The organism is Sphingobacterium sp. MYb388 (assembly GCF_037479535.1).
Classification (GTDB): Bacteria; Bacteroidota; Bacteroidia; order Sphingobacteriales; family Sphingobacteriaceae; genus Sphingobacterium; species Sphingobacterium anhuiense.
Genome location: NZ_JBBGYV010000003.1, coordinates 124,116 through 140,323 on the forward strand (window position 1 = coordinate 124,116; position 16,208 = coordinate 140,323).

The following is a 16,208-nucleotide window of genomic DNA, read 5'->3' on the forward strand; positions in this document are numbered from 1 at the left end:
AATATAGCATGACATCAGATTTAACATTTACAGCGATAGATTTTGAAACAGCAACAGGGCATCAAAATAGTGCCTGTGCAGTTGGTATCGTGACAGTGGAATCGGGTATCATTACAAATGAATTTTACTCCTTGATTCAGCCACCCCGCAATGAGTATATGTGGCAGACGACCCGTGTGCATGGCATCAAACCCCGTGATACGCAACATTCCCCAACTTTTAAGGAGTTATTTCCTTCCATTCAATCGCTTCTGACGAATAAATTGATGATCGCACACAACGAGTTGTTCGATCGCAATGTTTTACGCAAGACGATGTTACATTATGGTTTGTCTTACGAGGAACTGCAGCTTGCCGAAATGTGGGAGTGTACTTATAAGATCTATCGTAACAAAGGTTTTAAACCAGCCCGCTTAAATGCCTGCTGTGAAGTGTTGGGAATCAATCTCAATCACCATGAGGCTTTATCCGACGCGAAGGCCTGTGCCGAATTATATTTGCGCCATCCTTTTGTAGCGACATTGGTGGAGGGGTAGTAATTAGTACTTAGAAGTTAATAATTAGATTTGAGAAAATTACTTCGTTACTCCGTCACTACTTTACTTAATCACTGTTTCACTCCGTTACTGATCACTTCGTTACTTTATATTAGTATCACATCGATTTTAATTTGTTATTATTTATTTTATTGATAATAAGCTTGTTGTGTGTTTTGTCGTGCGATGTCTCCCTATTTGTCCCCTCTTTGTCCCCCCTTTAAAATCGTTCTAGGAGCAGTTCAGAATTATCTTTGCCTTTGTCATTTCAAAAATGCTTAAAAATTGCCTTTTTGAAAAGATTTGTCGCAAATGGATCTTATTTTTTAATAATATGTTTTACGTCTATCTTCTACTTACTGCTTTAATTTTAGTATCTGGTTTTTATTACTGGCGCAGGTCGCGCTTGTCAAATGAGTTTGTGAATCGTGCTACTTTACAGGTACACTATCGCTTTCACCATTTAGAAAATGATGATCGGGAATACGGTAAATCAAAAAATGGGGCACTCCTGCTTAAAGTAGAAAGGTTGGATGCGGATACACGTAATATTGTTGTGAAAGATGTGATCATGGATCATGCTTGTCTCAGTGTAAGTTTAGATCAGATCATTATGATCACTTTTCCTGCTGATTCGAACCAGGCCTATGAGGCTTCCGTACGTTTTAGAATACGGGGTGCGGTGCGTAAACCTGATTTCCTAAGCCACCATCATGCGACCGTCATCGGTTATATTACTTCCGAAAAATCAGGACGTGTGCCTTTCCGCATTAAAGTTGGAATGCTTGAGGCGGAGCAGGTTAGTCAAGTTTGATTTTAGTAGTTAGATTTTAGCAAGTGAGTGGGTTAGAAAGTTAGATTGTTAATGCGTTAGACTGTTCGTATCGCCTCCGTTGCTTCAGTAACTACTTTATAGGTTCGTTTTTTTTGTTACATTCATACTTAAGAAGGGGAGACACACGGTAATGCACGTGCTCCCCACTCTTATTATTTATGGATTGGAAAGTTAGAAATAGTTATTGGGTGAGCATGTTAGTGAGTTAGATTGTTCATATCACCCTTGTAACTCTGTTACTTCCCTCACTTGTCACTTCGTTACTGGTTACTCCGTCACTTCTTCACTCCGTTACTCAATCACTTCATTAGCCAATTAAATAATTGTATTATAATCAGCATCATGTTATTGTTTATGAGATACTATTTATCTAAGTTTGTTTAATATTATATTAAAAAATATGAAGATAGCGCTACAGCAACCTTTCGGAAAGTGGGTTGTTTTTATTCTGGTTGCATTTTTTTTCGTTAGCTGTAAAAAAAATACACCAGATCCAGAACCGGAGCCTGAACCAATTGTACGAACCACGGATCAAAAGATCCGGGATAGTATCTATTATTATTATAAACTGTACTCCATATGGGAAGAGAAATCCATTCCAAAATATGAGCTTCCATCCGAATTTACAGATAAGTACAATTCTGCTAGTAGTGTTCTCAATGCCCTGAAAGGTATGACTCCTGCCTATGCGAACTATGCACAGTATGGTGGTGTGTATGATCGCTTTTCTTTTATCGATGGACTTAACGGTTATAATATCAATGCTACAGCTAAGTTAAAAATGGATCGCAATGATGGTTATGGTTTATATATTTCCATGGGTACGGTTGATTCTAAAGTTGCAAGACCTGTTATCTATTTTATTGAAGGAGGTTCACCTGCAGATAAGGCCGGTTTAAAACGTTCGGATATGGTAACGGCTATCAATGGCGAGACCGACTTTACTGTTGCGATCAATTGTGATGCTTCAGGCTGTAAGCCTGTAGATCCCAATGCGCTTAATAATATGAGAAACCGTGTAGCCAATGCACTGGAAGGTGGCGGTCTTCAGCTCGCGCTCTTGCGTCAGGATGGGACGACTTATAATGTAAGTCTTTCTTATGGATCATATACCATCGATCCAATTTATCACGAAGAGGTTTACGAATATCCAAGTAAAAATGTCGGCTATTTTGCTCTTTCTTCATTTGAAGAGATAGAGCGCAATAATTATAACCAGCAGCGCGTAGATGCTTCTTTTAAAACGTTTGAAGATAAGCATATTGAGGATTTGATCGTAGATTTACGCTATAATACAGGTGGTTATGTTGATGCTGCGGTATATATTGCAAACAAGATTGCAGGAACAAAAGTTTCAGATAAGAACCTTATGGTGACCTATATCTGTAACGCTTATATGGAGCGCACTCAGAAAGGTGCCAATGGTATGTTCAGAGATACTTACTTCAGTCAGACAAGTACGTTGAATCTGCGTAAAGTATATTTTTTGGTAAGTGAAAAAACGGCTTCAGCTGCAGAGATGCTGATTAATGTCTTAAAACCTTATATGAACGTGCAGATTATCGCGACAGGAACACATACTTACGGTAAACCTGTTGGTTTTTTTGAACAGATTATTGAAGACCGTGTTTCCTTCTGGCCAGCATCTTTCCAGTTGAAAAACGCTGATGATTTCGCAGATTACTGGGATGGATTAGTGGCAGATAAACCTAATGTAAATGATTATATCTTTTTGCCGACAGGTGATACGCAAGAGACGATGTTAGAGACGGCTCTGGAAGATGCAGTACCGGGAAGTACAAAGAAAACGTCGGCCCGTGTTCGTGCAAGCCAACATGCCCGTATGTCACTTGGTGGTGCTGTCAATGCTCTACCTGAAAGAGGTCTTTTGAAAAACTAGTCGTGCTGTAACATATAGGGAGTGATCGATTGATCATTCCGATTTTATAAATGAAAAGCGGGATCGATATCGATCCCGCTTTTCATTTATAGGGGTGAAGCAGATCACCTCATTCAATGTTCAATCATGATACAGCAAGCTGGTACTAGTGTGAGGCATTATGACTTATGACGGCGTCTCAAAAATACGTTGATGACAGAGTTCTGCAGCCGCTTCATCCGGTAAGCATTTTAGAAAACCAACAGGAACCTGGCTGATTACTTTTTCCAATGTACTGTTCATCATTGCAAAAAGATCTTTATTCCATCTAATAGCTGTACAACTTGGCAATACAGCAATGAAGCCTTTCACGCCAGATAATTGTTCAAATATATTTTCTGGTCCCTGTTGCAGACGTACAAATGCTTTTAATGGTATCGCTTCATTTTTATAACAAGGCGTTTTACCGCTCCAAGGAGTACCATATATAATCACGCCGTTATCTGTAATCCGGATCGCCGGATTATCATCATTGAGCAATGATGTATTTGGGATATGTTTTAACCAAAGGCGGCTATGCGTACTTTTTCCTGTACCGCTTTTACCCAGGAATGCTATGCCCTGACCATTTCGGTTGATGACCGATCCGTGGATCATAATGACATCGTGTAGCAGGGCGGCCTGACCAAAAAGCATCATCAGCATCCAGCAGATAACTGCACTCTGTTCTGTTTCGGTACTTTCTGGGATATAAATGGTCGACTGAGCAAAATCTCTTTCACTGTACAGATACCAAAAGTCGTTACCCCGATCATTGGCTATTGTCGTGATAAATGTGTTTTCTTTTTCATAAAAACAGAAGCGGTCTCCCCATGATATGGACTGATCACTTAAGAGTTGCCCGAGGTCTTCACCTTGCGCAGCTTGCTCCATACTCAGGTTCACCTGGATGGTCCTGTTTTCTTTTGTTGTATTGTATTTAAAATCACGGAAAGAGGGTAATAATTTTTCCAGATCTAGGCTAGCCGGATAGTTGATCTCCAGTATTAGATCTGCTATTTTATAGCATTTTTTCGATATTTCAGTAGGGTTTGTTAAAGTCATAGCGCGTTCATTAGTCGAGATAGATACGCTGTACGCATGTATCGGCCAAGTTTAAGTCATGTGTTACAAAAAGGCATAATTTATCTTGCCCAAATTCTAAAAGTCTTTTGATCAGTGTGTCGGCCGTATTTCTGTCCAGTGCCGAAGTCACTTCATCAAATAACCAGATATCACCATTATGCATCAGCGCTCGGGCAATCGCAATGCGTTGTGCCTGTCCTTCGGATAGGCCCATTCCCGATTCACCGACCACGGTATCGACACCATCAGGCAGTTCCATTACAAATTCTGCACAAGCAATCCATAGGGCTTTTTCTAAAGCAATATGCTCGCCTTCTTTAACATGGAGCATCAGGTTTTCCCGAATAGTTCCACTGAAGAGTGAATTTCCCTGTGGAATATAGGCAAAATTGATGCGGTGTGCAGCAGTTAAGGGTCTGGTACCCTCGTGGTCCGTGAGTAATATCTGGCCTTTTTCTGCTTTGATCAGCGATAGCAATAAGCGTATCAGGGTTGTTTTTCCTTTACCGCTGGGACCTACGATCGCGGTAGGCTGACCCGCCATCAGGTTTAAATTCAGGTTATTTAACACCCATTTATCTTCATATCTAAAAGATAGATCCTGGATCTGTAGCGCTGTTGTTTGCAGTAACCTTTGCTGTTCGATCTGCGGTTCTATCTCACCTTCTTTAAGTTCTAAGAGGCGGTCGGCAGAAACTCTGAACCGTACAAAACCCGGTATATAGGTGATCAGTGCGAGAATCGGTGTTTGTATCCTTGCCACCAATTGCAAAAACGCTGTCATGGTACCAAATGAGATCTGTCCACTATGCAGTCTATAGATTCCCCAGATAAAGGTGAGCAGATAGCCCGCATTGATACAGATTTTCATGGCACTCTGGGTATAGGTCGAAAAATTGAGCTGTTTCATTTTCAAAATGAAAAGCTCCTGCTGGCTGGCGGTGAGTTTTTGCCTTCTTTTTGGAAAGATACCCATAGCCCGGATCAAGAGTCGAAAGCGAAGATTTTCTTGCAGAATGTTAGAGAAATTACTCTCTTCACTTTTTACTTCCCTGCTCAGCTTGCGCATTTTTTGGAAGTATATTTTCGAAAATAGGAATAGGGGCGATATGGCCAATATCATGAGTGCCAGCATCGGATCCATATACCATAAAAACGCCAGTGAAGCAAGTAATTGTATTACGGTAAGCAGAAATGAAAGTGCCGATTTTGCGATCATAGTGGCCACTTCTTCGCAATCCGTTTGGATTCGGATCTGGATATCACCTGTATGCCAGTTTTTGATCAGTTTCCAGACCGAGAGCATCTGTGCATCGAGCATATTCCGTTGCAGCTGAAAGGTCATCATCATTTTGATCCTTTCATTAAGCCAGCTGGTATATGCCCGTATTCCGATGCCAATAGCAACACTTGTCACAATTCCGATCAGTGTCCACTTCAACGGAAGGTCTTCCGGAGAAATGGCCATGTCTACCGCTTTTTTGGAGAGATACACAAAAAGTAGGGAGAGCACAATAGCAATAAGCTCCAATATAAAATACAGGAGCAGTTTCGATCGGTATCCCTGGCTTATCGACCAGGCCCAGCGGATATGCTGTTTCAAGTTATTATTATTGGTCACAGCTAGTGGTTCTTTTGGGCATTTATTTTTGCAGCAAACCTTGTTTTTCGAAATCCTGAATTAAAATTTCAGCATCAGCTTGTGCCTGTGTTTCCGTTACATCATAGTGTTCGCAGAGTAGCTCAACTACAGTAGCACTTGAGAATTCTATTCCTTTCAACTGCTCCCAAAGCCATGCTGCAGAATCATTTAATGTATATACTGTAGAAAGATCGACCATATCTTGACTAGGATCCACAATCATGTGATCCGAACCTATTGTTCTTAAAACTAAATCTGTTCTTAATTTCATTTATGTTAAAGTTAAAAAATTAGTAAAGTCAAAGTTAATCAATCCTTCGCATTCTAAGAAATTAGGTCAGATACCTTCTTTTTAGTGCACTGATTACCCTCCTAACGATCCTTAGTCGGTACCAGCTCATACCCCTAAACCGTGGCCAGGTGCTGTTGATATCTTTTGCTAGATCACTGTCTTGTGAATAATGTTTTGTAGCAATCGCTATAATATCGGATGATGTTACATACTCGTGCAATGCGATATTTCCATCCCCGGCAAGAACAATGTTTCCATTCTTTTTACCCACATAGCGATGAAAAACAAACTTTCCTTCATGCTTAGCCAGGATGTTTGCTCCTGAGGGTAAAGGAGTTCCATGATAAGCTTCAAGCAATACTCGGTCTCCATTCTTGATAAAAGGTAACATGCTATTGCCCTTTATGCGGATGCAAACTTCTTTTCCTTCGTGGAGTAAACGTTGTACTTCTTCAAAATACAGCTCATTCGTGATGATACGTGGTTCTGTTTTATCCATCTTTCCTAACTTAGGTGAGCTGGACGAAATATTGGAGAGCCTGTTGCAGTTCGGTATCTTTTAATATCACCTTTTTGTCCGCATCTAATAGATAGATTGTCGGCGAAGCTTTGGTATCGTAAAGTCGTTTTTTCTGAATGACAGATTCGGTATCAAAACCATTGATCCAATTTTCTGCCAGATGCGTTTGAAAGTTTTTCCATTTAGTACGGTCACCCCAAGGTTCGATGGTTACCATCTGGATCTGTTTCTTTTCAAAAAGATCGACAACTTGTGGTGTATCTTTAAGGGCAGCAATCATTTCCTTGCAGTGCGGACATTCCGTATCGTACAAGAACAGTAGTGTATATTTTGACTTCACATCCGACAACTTTTGGGTTTTGCCATCGCTGGTTTCGAAACTAAAATCTTCGGCTACTTGACCTACTTTATTCCGCTGTACCAATTTATAAACCGGGCGGTAGGCCTCTTTTTCAAGGTCTGTGAGCTGATCGGTTTTTATAAGGTAGCGCAGTACAGATTCATAGCGGTTATCATTACGCATAGGCGAATTACCTTCGTAAAGATAGTGTTCGTATAATTTAATAAAATGATCGAAAGTTACTTTGTTTACTTTTGCTTTATCCAACATGCGTGCTACAGCATGATCCGCTACAGTATCCGAAACCGAGTTGAGTGCCGAGATAAAGTCCGCTAATTTCTGCTCCCCAATATTCGGATCTTTTATTTTTGAGGTATCTTGCATATCAATTTTATCCCAGTAGCTTAATACAGCACTGTCCGCCCCGTTATAGGCTATATCTTTGTTGACCGTAGTTGCCTTGTCCTGTTGATCAGACTTTGGATTGTGGTTGCATGCTATGGACAACAAAGTGATTGCTATGCCTAGACACAGCACATTAAAGGGTACACATTTCATTATAATTAGCTTAATGATAACAAACTTAGCGATATTGTGATTGATATACAATATAATTGAGGTGAAGTTAAAAACAATTGCTTGATTTTTTTCATCTTTAGAATTAAATTTTAACACAGGTTTAGGGTATGACCGTAAAGGCTTAATGTTTGATGTTTTCTTAATGAATTAATAAAGAACTTGTTAATTGTATAGGCTGGAATATGGATAATCCGATGTTTTGTGTTAGCATAATTCAATATTAAATTTTTATGAACTTTTCGGAATGGCTTTTGTATTACAAATAATCTCTATCTTTGAGATAGTAATAAAACTGTACTTAATTCATGTTATTATAATTTTAAATATGATTACAATACCTGCTAAAGAAATGCGTATCGGCATTACTTTCAGTGCGTTTGATCTGTTGCATGCAGGTCATATCAAGATGCTGGAAGATGCCAAACGTCAGTGTGACTATTTAATTTGTGGCCTACAAACTGACCCAACCTTGGACCGACCTGAGAAAAATAAACCTACACAAACTGTTGTGGAGCGTTATATTCAGCTCAAAGGCTGTAAATATGTGGATCAGATTGTACCTTATGCGACAGAACAGGATCTGCAGGACGTGTTGCGTTCGTTCAAGATCGATGTGCGTATTGTTGGTGATGAATATCGCGAGCGTGATTTTACGGGACGCCAGTATTGTGAAGAGTCTGGTATCGAGTTGTATTTCAACAGCCGCGATCATCGTTTTTCAAGTTCAGGTCTGCGCCGTATCGTTGCCGAACATGAGGTGGAAAAAGGTTAGAAAGTATAAGAGTAAAGCAGTAACAGAGTAACGAAGTAACAAAGGTAATGAATTAACAGATAGCTCATAACACGTCACTAGTTCACTATAGTTACTACGTCACTAAAAAAAGAAAGAACACATTACATGAAGATAGGAATTACATTTGGCGTATTTGATTTATTACACGCCGGGCATATCATGATGTTGGAAGAAGCACGTCGCAATTGCGATTACCTCATTGTTGGACTCAATACGGATCCTTCGGAAGTTTCTCCTGAAAAATCAGCGCCGACACAAACTGTTGTGGAGCGTTATATTCAGTTAGAAGGTTGCCGTTATGTGGACGAGATTATTCCTTACGAAACAGAGCAGGACTTGATCGATATGATTAAAGCCTTGCCTATTCAGGTTAGGATCATTGGAGAAGAATACCGCGATATGGATTTTACAGGAAAGAAATATTGTGTTGAAGAAGCTATCGATATCTATTACAACAAACGCAGCCATCGTTTTTCAAGTACAGGCCTACGTAAAGAGGTTGCGGCAAAGGAAGCGGAGAAAGTCAGGTAATCGAGTAACGAAGGTAGCAGATAACTCGTCACGGGTTCACTATCGTCACTACGTTACTAAGAAAGTACTACTTTACTAGTCACTACGCCAATAACAAAAAAGATATATAAAAAATAGAATGAGCAATATAGTACATGTGATTTTATCGGGTGGAGTGGGGAGCCGCTTATGGCCGCTGTCTCGTAAAAGTTTTCCTAAGCAGTATCTTTCTCTATTTAAAGAAGGATCTTTGTTTGAGATGACTGTCAATCGTAATCGGGATTTATGCAACCAGGTTATTGTTGTGGGGAATAAAGATAACAATCAACTGAGTCGCGAGGTCATGGAGAGCAGCGGGGTGGAGTATATTGACATCGTGGAGTCTACTCCACGTAATACAGCTGCGGCGATTGCATTTGCGGCATTTGCGGCGAACGCTGATGATATTTTGGTTGTTACGCCCTCAGATCATGTTATCGTGGGTGATGAAAGTTATAATAAGGCCATTCAAGAAGGAATAGAAAAGGCAAATCAAGGCTATATTGTTACTTTTGGGATCCAGGCAACCAAACCGGAGACCGGGTATGGTTATATTGAGTATAAAGGTGATCAGGTACTCTCATTTCGCGAGAAGCCGAATAAAGAAACAGCGGAAGATTTTATAGAAAGAGGCAATTTCCTGTGGAACTCGGGTATGTTCTGTTTTCGGGCAGACACCTTATTGCAGGAACTACAGCAGTTTGAGCCACGTGTTTATGCCACCGCTTTGGCCGCTTGGCAACATAAGAAAGATGGTATTTTGGATGAGGCATTATCCAAAGAGATTCCCTCGATCAGTATTGATTATGCTGTGATGGAACGATCCAAAAAAATTCGCGTTGTTGCAACATATTTTAACTGGTCCGATCTGGGTTCATTTGAGTCGATGTATGATTATCTGAAGCATACCGGTCATCCTACGGATGAAAATGGAAACATGGTGATCGGAACGGATGTTTACAGTGCATTCGTTGGTTTAAGAAATACGATCCTGGTTTATACAAAAGATGCCTTCCTGATCTTACAAAAAGAAAGTTCTCAGGATGTTAAGAAAATATACAATACACTGGAACGACACCAGTCCAAACTGATCGATTAAAAATATACAACAAACTGAAAAGCGTTACGTGTTTTTTTGTAAGATTACGTTTTATTAAAAAACATACGGCTTTTTATATTTTATGCATTAATGGGAATTCTACTTGTATGTGGATTCCCATTTTTTTTAGCGATAAAGTACCTATATATGCTTGTGGTGATTTTGTGGATCGCTGATTATCAGTTGTCTGCAAAAATCAAAAATATCAATTTCGATCTGTAACTACAACAGGGACCGGATATCTTTTTTGACGTGGATATTATGAAACGAATACTCCGAAATCTGTTGATCAATGCGGTTAAATGCAGCCATGAACATTCTGTTGTTAAACTGACTTTACATCAAGATGGGAATTGGTCTGTTTTAGAGGTTATCAATTTTTATGTAAAAGGTGCCCGGTATTTCAAAAGAAAAACGGTGCAATCATATTTAAGACAGATTTTTAAAATAAGCAATGGTCTTTATAAGTCCTTCTTCCAGTTGGATTTTAGGTTCCCAGTTTAATTTTGCTTTTGCCAGATCAATATCCGGTTTCCTTTGTTTAGGATCATCAGAAGGCAAAGGCTGAAAGATAATTTTAGACTTGGAACCTGTCAGCGTGATCACCTTTTCTGCCAGTTCACGAATGCTGAATTCATTGGGGTTTCCCATATTAATGGGACCTATCGTTTCAACAGGGCTTTCCATCATTTTAATCATACCATCGATAAGATCATCTACATACTGGAAGCTTCGGGTCTGCGAACCGTCACCATCAATTGTAATATCTTTATTATTTAGCGCCTGAGTGATAAAGTTCGATACCACCCTTCCGTCATTCGGATGCATATTTGGTCCATAGGTATTAAATATTCTAATGATCTTTATTTTAACATCATTCATGCGGTGATAGTCCATAAACAATGTTTCTGCGCATCTTTTTCCTTCATCATAACAAGATCGGATACCGATGGGGTTGACATTACCCCAGTATGATTCCGTTTGCGGATGGATGATCGGATCACCATATACCTCACTTGTAGAAGCCTGCAAAATTTTTACGTTAAGCCGTTTTGCCAATCCCAGCATATTGATCGCACCCATCACCGAAGTTTTGACTGTTTTGATCGCATTAAACTGGTAATGTATCGGCGACGCAGGGCAAGCGAGATTATAAATTTCATCCACTTCAATAAAATAAGGCATGGTCACATCATGCCTGATCGCTTCAAAATATGGGTTTGATAATAGTGGAGCTATATTTTCTTTCGATCCTGTAAAATAATTATCCAAAGAAATCACCTCGTTTCCAGCGTCGAGCAATCTTCTGCATAAGTGCGATCCTATAAAACCTGCCCCACCCGTTATCAATATTTTTTTTTTCATGGATCTCTTTTTTATAAAAAGTTGAACATTACGAAGATATAGATCTCACAGTTGTCTGACAAATTTATTCCTCTTCGTATTGAATTGTAGCAAATAAATAAATAATTTCGGCATCCATATAGCTGCTTTAACTTCCTTATATTTTGTTGGTTAAGACTTATATGTCGTTGTATGCTATATTCAATCAATGCAATTTTCGGATATGTGAAGTGGTAGGTTCGAATGTTGATGAAGTGTCGCGTGCCATTGGTTATGACTCCCGGGTTGGATCTAAGTTCCTGAAAGCATCTGTGGGGTTTGGTGGTTTCTGTTTTCAGAGATATATTTTAAATCTCGTTTATATCGCCCGTTCCTACAACTTAACTGTTGTGGCCGATTATTGGGAGCAGGTCATTTTGTTAAATGATCATCAGAAAGAACGATTTGCACAGCATATTATTAAGACCATGTACAATACGGTCAATGGTAAGAAAATCGTATTTTTAGGCTGGGCCTTTAAAAAAGATACCGATGATACTCGGGAGTCTGCAGCCATTTATGTGGTCGATCACGAGGAGGCGAGTAATCGTTGTAGTAACCAATGTAATCACAGTATTAAGGCCCCATTTATCTCGTTTTTTTGTTTATAAGCATTTTGGTCTTGCTAGTTTCATCGAAACTTAATTTTAAAAGAAAGTACAGTTCACTTTTTAGGTCTAAATTTGTGCTATCGAAATGGCGCATGCGTAATTTTATGAGTGTATCCAAAACAGATCTAATTAATCTGCTTACATTCATACGATGTGGCTTTTCATTACGTTAATATATGCAAATCATGTTTACTATATGCAAAACCATTTTGAGCATTACAATGTTACTGTTTATCAGTTGAGATGGTTAGAAAGTTAGATTGCCACTACGTTACTTTTTACTACAGTCACTAGTTGCCGGTCACAACGTTACTCATCATTATAAATGCTCTTTTATTTTACAACCCTTAACCTTTACCCACAATGATTATTGTAATTATTTTAATTGTATTATTTTTATTTGGCAGTTATTATTTTTGGACAGCACAGCATTCGAAGCAACGATTAGCGGCTCATGGCACATTATCGGTCAGTTACCTTTTTCAAGAGCGTGCGGGACAGTATAGTGGCGATCGTAGTGTGAAGAGCGGTGTAATTGTGATCCATGGCAGCAGCAGTGATCAAAAATTAAAGCATGCTACACTAAAAAGTGTAAATTTAAAACACCCTGATGTCAATATACAGCTTGATCAGTCTTTATCACTTCCTTTTCAATACAATAGTTTAACACATCCTGAGGTATCCATCCGTTATAAGGTATTGAATAGAGACTTGACAACATTAGATTTAACTGGAGTACTTACCACTATTTCCGGGAAATTGCATTTTGAAGGTGGCAAGACTAAACCTTTTCGAGTTGCTGTACCGATATCTGGACTATACCAAGAGCAAGTAGAAAAATAGATTTTTGGCAAAGAATAAGCTGAAAACCTCATTTTAGCTTGTTTTGCTCGCTTGTAGTGATTGATTGTTCATAAAATCTTATTACTTTTGATGCTAATCCCTTAATTATCGTTAAGGGGCTTTAAGCTGTTAAGAAATATTTTACTCATATTATGAATAAAACAATCCTAATTACAGGTGGAGCAGGTTTTATAGGTTCCCATGTAGTACGAAATTTTGTTACTAAATACCCTGACTACCATGTTGTCAATCTAGATGCTTTGACGTATGCTGGTAATCTCGAAAATTTACGAGATATCGAAGAAGAGCCGAATTACACCTTTGTTAAGGCCGATATTACCGATGCCTTGGATATGTTCCGTGTTTTTGAAGAATATAAACCCGACGGTGTCATACATTTAGCCGCAGAGTCCCATGTCGACCGTTCCATTGCCGATCCTACCGCATTTGTGATGACGAATGTGATCGGAACGGTTAATTTATTGAATGCCGCACGCCAGATCTGGAAAGACGATTTTACAGGTAAGCGTTTTCATCATGTTTCTACCGATGAGGTATTTGGTGCGTTAGGAGCAGAAGGTTTGTTCACTGAAGAGACTGCTTATGATCCACATTCTCCATATTCAGCATCGAAGGCGAGTTCCGATCATTTTGTTCGAGCTTACCATGATACTTATGGTTTGCCTATCGTACTGACCAATTGTTCTAATAATTATGGTCCTAACCATTTCCCGGAGAAATTGATTCCATTATGTATTCATAATATCTTGAACGGTCAGCCACTACCCATCTACGGAGATGGAAAATACACCCGCGATTGGTTATTTGTAATTGATCATGCCACAGCGATAGATCTTGTCTTTCATGAAGGTAAGAATGGTGATTCTTATAATGTTGGCGGCTTTAACGAGTGGCAGAATATTGATTTGGTCAAAGAATTATGTAAACAGGTAGATGAAAAATTAGGTCGTCCAGCTGGTACAGCGGAACAGTTGATTACTTTCGTTAAAGACCGCCCAGGGCATGATTTGCGTTATGCTATTGATGCCTCCAAGATAAATAAAGAGTTAGGCTGGTATCCTTCAGTAACGTTTGAAGAAGGTCTTTCCAAAACAATCGATTGGTTCTTGAACAACAAGGACTGGCTAGAAAGTGTCACTTCCGGAGATTACCAAAAATATTACGATAAGCAGTATAAAGGTTAGTTAGTTAGTTAGTTAGTTAGTTAGTTAGTTAGTTAGACCATTCTCACTTACTAACCTTCTCACCATCATCTAACCGTCTAACTTTAAAAAGTTAATTATGATAGAATCTCACAAAGACTTAAAGGTCTGGCAGGAATCGATGATTCTTGTGGAGATGTGTATAAAATAACAGCTACATTTCCGAAAGAAGAGCTATTTGGTCTGACGAGTCAGTTAAAACGATCTTCAGCATCAGTACCTTCTAATATTGCTGAAGGAGCTGGACGTAGGGGTAAAACTGAATTTATGCGTTTTCTATATATTGCGATGGGTTCTTTAAGTGAATTGGATACACAACGTGAACTAGCAGAAAGACTTTCTTTTTGGAAACGAGACGAAGAAATATTTAAAAGAGTATATTATATAAAAAGTATGTTAGCGAAGTTGATTAAGAGTTTAGATAGTTAGACCGTTCTAGCCTACTAACTTCTTCACCTTCTAACCATAATAAAAAAATGAAATTTAACGAAACAAAATTAAAAGGCTGCTTTATTTTAGAACCGACAGTCTTTGAAGACGAAAGAGGTTACTTTTTTGAAGCCTTTAATGATCAGAAATTTGAGCAGATTGTAGGGTCGAAACCAGCATTTGTCCAAGATAACCAATCCCAATCGCAATATGGCGTGGTACGTGGTTTGCATATGCAAGCAGACGAGTATGCTCAGGCTAAGCTGGTTCGTGTTTTGGAAGGAAAAGTTTTGGATGTTGCTGTCGATGTACGTTCAGGGTCTGCAACATATGGTCAGTATGTAGCAGTGGAGTTATCTGCCGAAAATAAGAAGCAGCTCTATGTTCCACGTGGATTTTTACATGGATTTAGCGTATTGTCTGAAACTGCGGTTTTCTTTTATAAATGTGATAACCAGTATCATCAAGCTTCGGAAGATGGTGTTTTTCCTTTAGATCAAGAGTTTGACATTGACTGGGGTATTCCAGAGGCAGATATGATCTTGTCGCAGAAAGATCAAACAGCACAGACATTCGCATCATTTAAAGAGAAACATGGCATCGGTTAATCAGAAGCAACGTGTAGTTGTTACAGGTGCTACTGGTCAGTTAGGTAGCGAGTTGAAAGTGATTTTGGAGCAGGACCTAAGTAAGGAATGTTACTTTTTGGACCGTAAACAGCTTCCATTGGATCAAACAATGCTGATTCAAGATATCTTGGCGATGTATCAACCTGATGTGATTGTTCATGCCGGAGCGTACACAGCTGTGGATTTAGCCGAATCAGAACCGGTTCTTGCCGATCAGGTGAACCACCTTGCTTCAGACGAGATTGCGCAGTATTGTCGCTTGCATGGTGTGCAATTGATTGCGATTTCAACGGACTATGTATTTGATGGAAATTCCAGTACACCTTTAACGGAAGATGCTGCTGTAAGCCCAATTAATGTATATGGTGAGACCAAGTTAAAAGGAGAACAGGCGATACAGAAATGGTGTCCCGAGGCTATTATTATCCGTACATCATGGGTGTATGCTACTCATGGGAAAAATTTCGTCAAAACCATGTTGCGTTTGATGTCCGAGCGGGATTCCATCTCGGTTATTAACGATCAGATCGGTTCGCCTACATCTGCACATGATCTAGCCATGGCTATTGTGACGATCATCAACTCAGATAAATGGGAGGGAGGCCTGTATCATTATAGCAATGAAGGTGAGATCAGCTGGTATGATTTTGCCCTTGCCATTCGCGAACTGAAACAGCTGGCTTGTGATATTAATGACATACCAACCACGTCATATCCTACTCCAGCAAAAAGACCGAGCTATTCTTTGTTAGATAAAACCAAAATCAAAACCGTTTATGGTGTAGACGTACCATTTTGGAGAGATAGCTTAGCTGCTTGTTTGGATAGTTTGTAAGGAAAGTTAGTTAGAAAATTAGAAAGTTAAGAAGTTAGATCGTTAAGAGATTAGTTCGTTAGAAAA

The 16,208-nt window shown here is 39.3% G+C and carries 18 protein-coding genes; 12 read left to right on the forward strand and 6 right to left on the reverse strand.

Translation table 11 applies throughout. The features are described 5' to 3' along the window. Window positions 1–8: 8 nt before the first annotated feature. From WH188_RS11105 to WH188_RS11115, 3 genes are all read left to right on the forward strand, one after another. Window positions 9–536 carry a 3'-5' exonuclease gene (locus tag WH188_RS11105; protein ID WP_132769892.1) on the forward strand — a complete coding sequence of 176 codons (528 nt, stop codon included), beginning with the start codon at window positions 9–11 and terminating at the stop codon, window positions 534–536. A gap of 334 nt (window positions 537–870) precedes the next feature. Beyond that, window positions 871–1,350, forward strand: coding sequence for a hypothetical protein (locus WH188_RS11110; RefSeq protein ID WP_132769890.1), 480 nt, complete (start codon window positions 871–873; stop codon window positions 1,348–1,350). A gap of 421 nt (window positions 1,351–1,771) precedes the next feature. After that, window positions 1,772–3,271 (forward strand): S41 family peptidase, encoded by a 1,500-nt coding sequence (locus WH188_RS11115; protein WP_168127798.1) that lies wholly within the window; start codon window positions 1,772–1,774, stop codon window positions 3,269–3,271. 165 nt (window positions 3,272–3,436) lie between these two features. Here WH188_RS11115 and WH188_RS11120 read toward each other — a convergent pair whose 3' ends face one another. From WH188_RS11120 to WH188_RS11140, 5 genes are all read right to left on the reverse strand, one after another. Further along, window positions 3,437–4,354, reverse strand: a complete 918-nt coding sequence (locus WH188_RS11120) for a hypothetical protein (protein ID WP_339423922.1) — start codon at window positions 4,352–4,354, stop codon at window positions 3,437–3,439. A 10-nt stretch (window positions 4,355–4,364) separates the two neighbouring features. Beyond that, on the reverse strand, window positions 4,365–5,996 hold the full coding sequence (locus WH188_RS11125) for an ABC transporter ATP-binding protein (RefSeq protein ID WP_339423923.1): 1,632 nt from the start codon (window positions 5,994–5,996) through the stop codon (window positions 4,365–4,367). Window positions 5,997–6,018: 22 nt separating this feature from the next. Further along, window positions 6,019–6,288, reverse strand: coding sequence for a PqqD family protein (locus tag WH188_RS11130; protein WP_132769884.1), 270 nt, complete (start codon window positions 6,286–6,288; stop codon window positions 6,019–6,021). A 61-nt stretch (window positions 6,289–6,349) separates the two neighbouring features. After that, window positions 6,350–6,808 carry a S24 family peptidase gene (locus WH188_RS11135; RefSeq protein ID WP_132769882.1) on the reverse strand — a complete coding sequence of 153 codons (459 nt, stop codon included), beginning with the start codon at window positions 6,806–6,808 and terminating at the stop codon, window positions 6,350–6,352. A 10-nt stretch (window positions 6,809–6,818) separates the two neighbouring features. After that, window positions 6,819–7,727: a DUF5106 domain-containing protein gene (locus WH188_RS11140; protein WP_132769880.1), complete on the reverse strand. Its 909-nt coding sequence runs from the start codon at window positions 7,725–7,727 to the stop codon at window positions 6,819–6,821. 265 nt (window positions 7,728–7,992) lie between these two features. Between WH188_RS11140 and WH188_RS11145 the strand changes: the two genes are divergently transcribed. From WH188_RS11145 to WH188_RS11155, 3 genes are all read left to right on the forward strand, one after another. Next, the gene (locus tag WH188_RS11145) at window positions 7,993–8,520 is read left to right on the forward strand and encodes an adenylyltransferase/cytidyltransferase family protein (protein WP_237682844.1); all 528 of its coding nucleotides are present in this window, start codon (window positions 7,993–7,995) and stop codon (window positions 8,518–8,520) included. Window positions 8,521–8,646: 126 nt separating this feature from the next. Further along, on the forward strand, window positions 8,647–9,072 hold the full coding sequence (locus WH188_RS11150; protein WP_132769879.1) for an adenylyltransferase/cytidyltransferase family protein: 426 nt from the start codon (window positions 8,647–8,649) through the stop codon (window positions 9,070–9,072). Window positions 9,073–9,190: 118 nt separating this feature from the next. Continuing rightward, a complete protein-coding gene (locus WH188_RS11155; protein ID WP_339423924.1) occupies window positions 9,191–10,189 on the forward strand; it encodes a mannose-1-phosphate guanylyltransferase in 999 nt (332 codons plus the stop codon). A gap of 429 nt (window positions 10,190–10,618) precedes the next feature. Here the strand turns inward: WH188_RS11155 and WH188_RS11160 are convergent, their stop codons facing one another. Beyond that, window positions 10,619–11,554: a UDP-glucuronic acid decarboxylase family protein gene (locus WH188_RS11160; protein ID WP_132769875.1), complete on the reverse strand. Its 936-nt coding sequence runs from the start codon at window positions 11,552–11,554 to the stop codon at window positions 10,619–10,621. 161 nt (window positions 11,555–11,715) lie between these two features. Between WH188_RS11160 and WH188_RS11165 the strand changes: the two genes are divergently transcribed. The 6 genes from WH188_RS11165 (at window position 11,716) to rfbD (ending at window position 16,142) form a co-directional block, all read left to right on the forward strand. Next, a complete protein-coding gene (locus WH188_RS11165; protein ID WP_339423925.1) occupies window positions 11,716–12,183 on the forward strand; it encodes a hypothetical protein in 468 nt (155 codons plus the stop codon). Between the two features lie 363 nt (window positions 12,184–12,546). Continuing rightward, the gene (locus WH188_RS11170) at window positions 12,547–13,026 is read left to right on the forward strand and encodes a hypothetical protein (protein WP_339423926.1); all 480 of its coding nucleotides are present in this window, start codon (window positions 12,547–12,549) and stop codon (window positions 13,024–13,026) included. Between the two features lie 152 nt (window positions 13,027–13,178). Further along, on the forward strand, window positions 13,179–14,231 hold the full coding sequence (rfbB, locus tag WH188_RS11175; RefSeq protein WP_339423927.1) for a dTDP-glucose 4,6-dehydratase: 1,053 nt from the start codon (window positions 13,179–13,181) through the stop codon (window positions 14,229–14,231). Window positions 14,232–14,387: 156 nt separating this feature from the next. Beyond that, window positions 14,388–14,678: a four helix bundle protein gene (locus WH188_RS11180; protein ID WP_339423928.1), complete on the forward strand. Its 291-nt coding sequence runs from the start codon at window positions 14,388–14,390 to the stop codon at window positions 14,676–14,678. A gap of 47 nt (window positions 14,679–14,725) precedes the next feature. Continuing rightward, entirely contained in the window at window positions 14,726–15,286 is a 561-nt protein-coding gene (rfbC, locus tag WH188_RS11185) for a dTDP-4-dehydrorhamnose 3,5-epimerase (RefSeq protein WP_339423929.1), read from the forward strand. Further along, complete coding sequence (gene rfbD / locus WH188_RS11190; RefSeq protein WP_339423930.1) at window positions 15,273–16,142, forward strand: dTDP-4-dehydrorhamnose reductase; 870 nt, start codon at window positions 15,273–15,275, stop codon at window positions 16,140–16,142. The genes rfbC and rfbD overlap by 14 nt, the downstream gene beginning before the upstream one ends. The last annotated feature ends 66 nt before the right edge of the window (window positions 16,143–16,208 follow it).

Bases quoted from the DNA above. Each gene is read 5' to 3' on its own strand.
- WH188_RS11105 (WP_132769892.1), top strand. From the start codon at position 9: ATGACATCAGATTTAACATTTACAGCGATAGATTTTGAAACAGCAACA.
- WH188_RS11110 (WP_132769890.1), top strand. From the start codon at position 871: ATGTTTTACGTCTATCTTCTACTTACTGCTTTAATTTTAGTATCTGGT.
- WH188_RS11115 (WP_168127798.1), top strand. From the start codon at position 1,772: ATGAAGATAGCGCTACAGCAACCTTTCGGAAAGTGGGTTGTTTTTATT.
- WH188_RS11120 (WP_339423922.1), bottom strand. From the start codon at position 4,354: ATGACTTTAACAAACCCTACTGAAATATCGAAAAAATGCTATAAAATA.
- WH188_RS11130 (WP_132769884.1), bottom strand. From the start codon at position 6,288: ATGAAATTAAGAACAGATTTAGTTTTAAGAACAATAGGTTCGGATCAC.
- WH188_RS11135 (WP_132769882.1), bottom strand. From the start codon at position 6,808: ATGGATAAAACAGAACCACGTATCATCACGAATGAGCTGTATTTTGAA.
- WH188_RS11140 (WP_132769880.1), bottom strand. From the start codon at position 7,727: ATGAAATGTGTACCCTTTAATGTGCTGTGTCTAGGCATAGCAATCACT.
- WH188_RS11145 (WP_237682844.1), top strand. From the start codon at position 7,993: ATGGCTTTTGTATTACAAATAATCTCTATCTTTGAGATAGTAATAAAA.
- WH188_RS11150 (WP_132769879.1), top strand. From the start codon at position 8,647: ATGAAGATAGGAATTACATTTGGCGTATTTGATTTATTACACGCCGGG.
- WH188_RS11155 (WP_339423924.1), top strand. From the start codon at position 9,191: ATGAGCAATATAGTACATGTGATTTTATCGGGTGGAGTGGGGAGCCGC.
- WH188_RS11160 (WP_132769875.1), bottom strand. From the start codon at position 11,554: ATGAAAAAAAAAATATTGATAACGGGTGGGGCAGGTTTTATAGGATCG.
- WH188_RS11165 (WP_339423925.1), top strand. From the start codon at position 11,716: ATGTCGTTGTATGCTATATTCAATCAATGCAATTTTCGGATATGTGAA.
- WH188_RS11170 (WP_339423926.1), top strand. From the start codon at position 12,547: ATGATTATTGTAATTATTTTAATTGTATTATTTTTATTTGGCAGTTAT.
- rfbB (WP_339423927.1), top strand. From the start codon at position 13,179: ATGAATAAAACAATCCTAATTACAGGTGGAGCAGGTTTTATAGGTTCC.
- rfbC (WP_339423929.1), top strand. From the start codon at position 14,726: ATGAAATTTAACGAAACAAAATTAAAAGGCTGCTTTATTTTAGAACCG.
- rfbD (WP_339423930.1), top strand. From the start codon at position 15,273: ATGGCATCGGTTAATCAGAAGCAACGTGTAGTTGTTACAGGTGCTACT.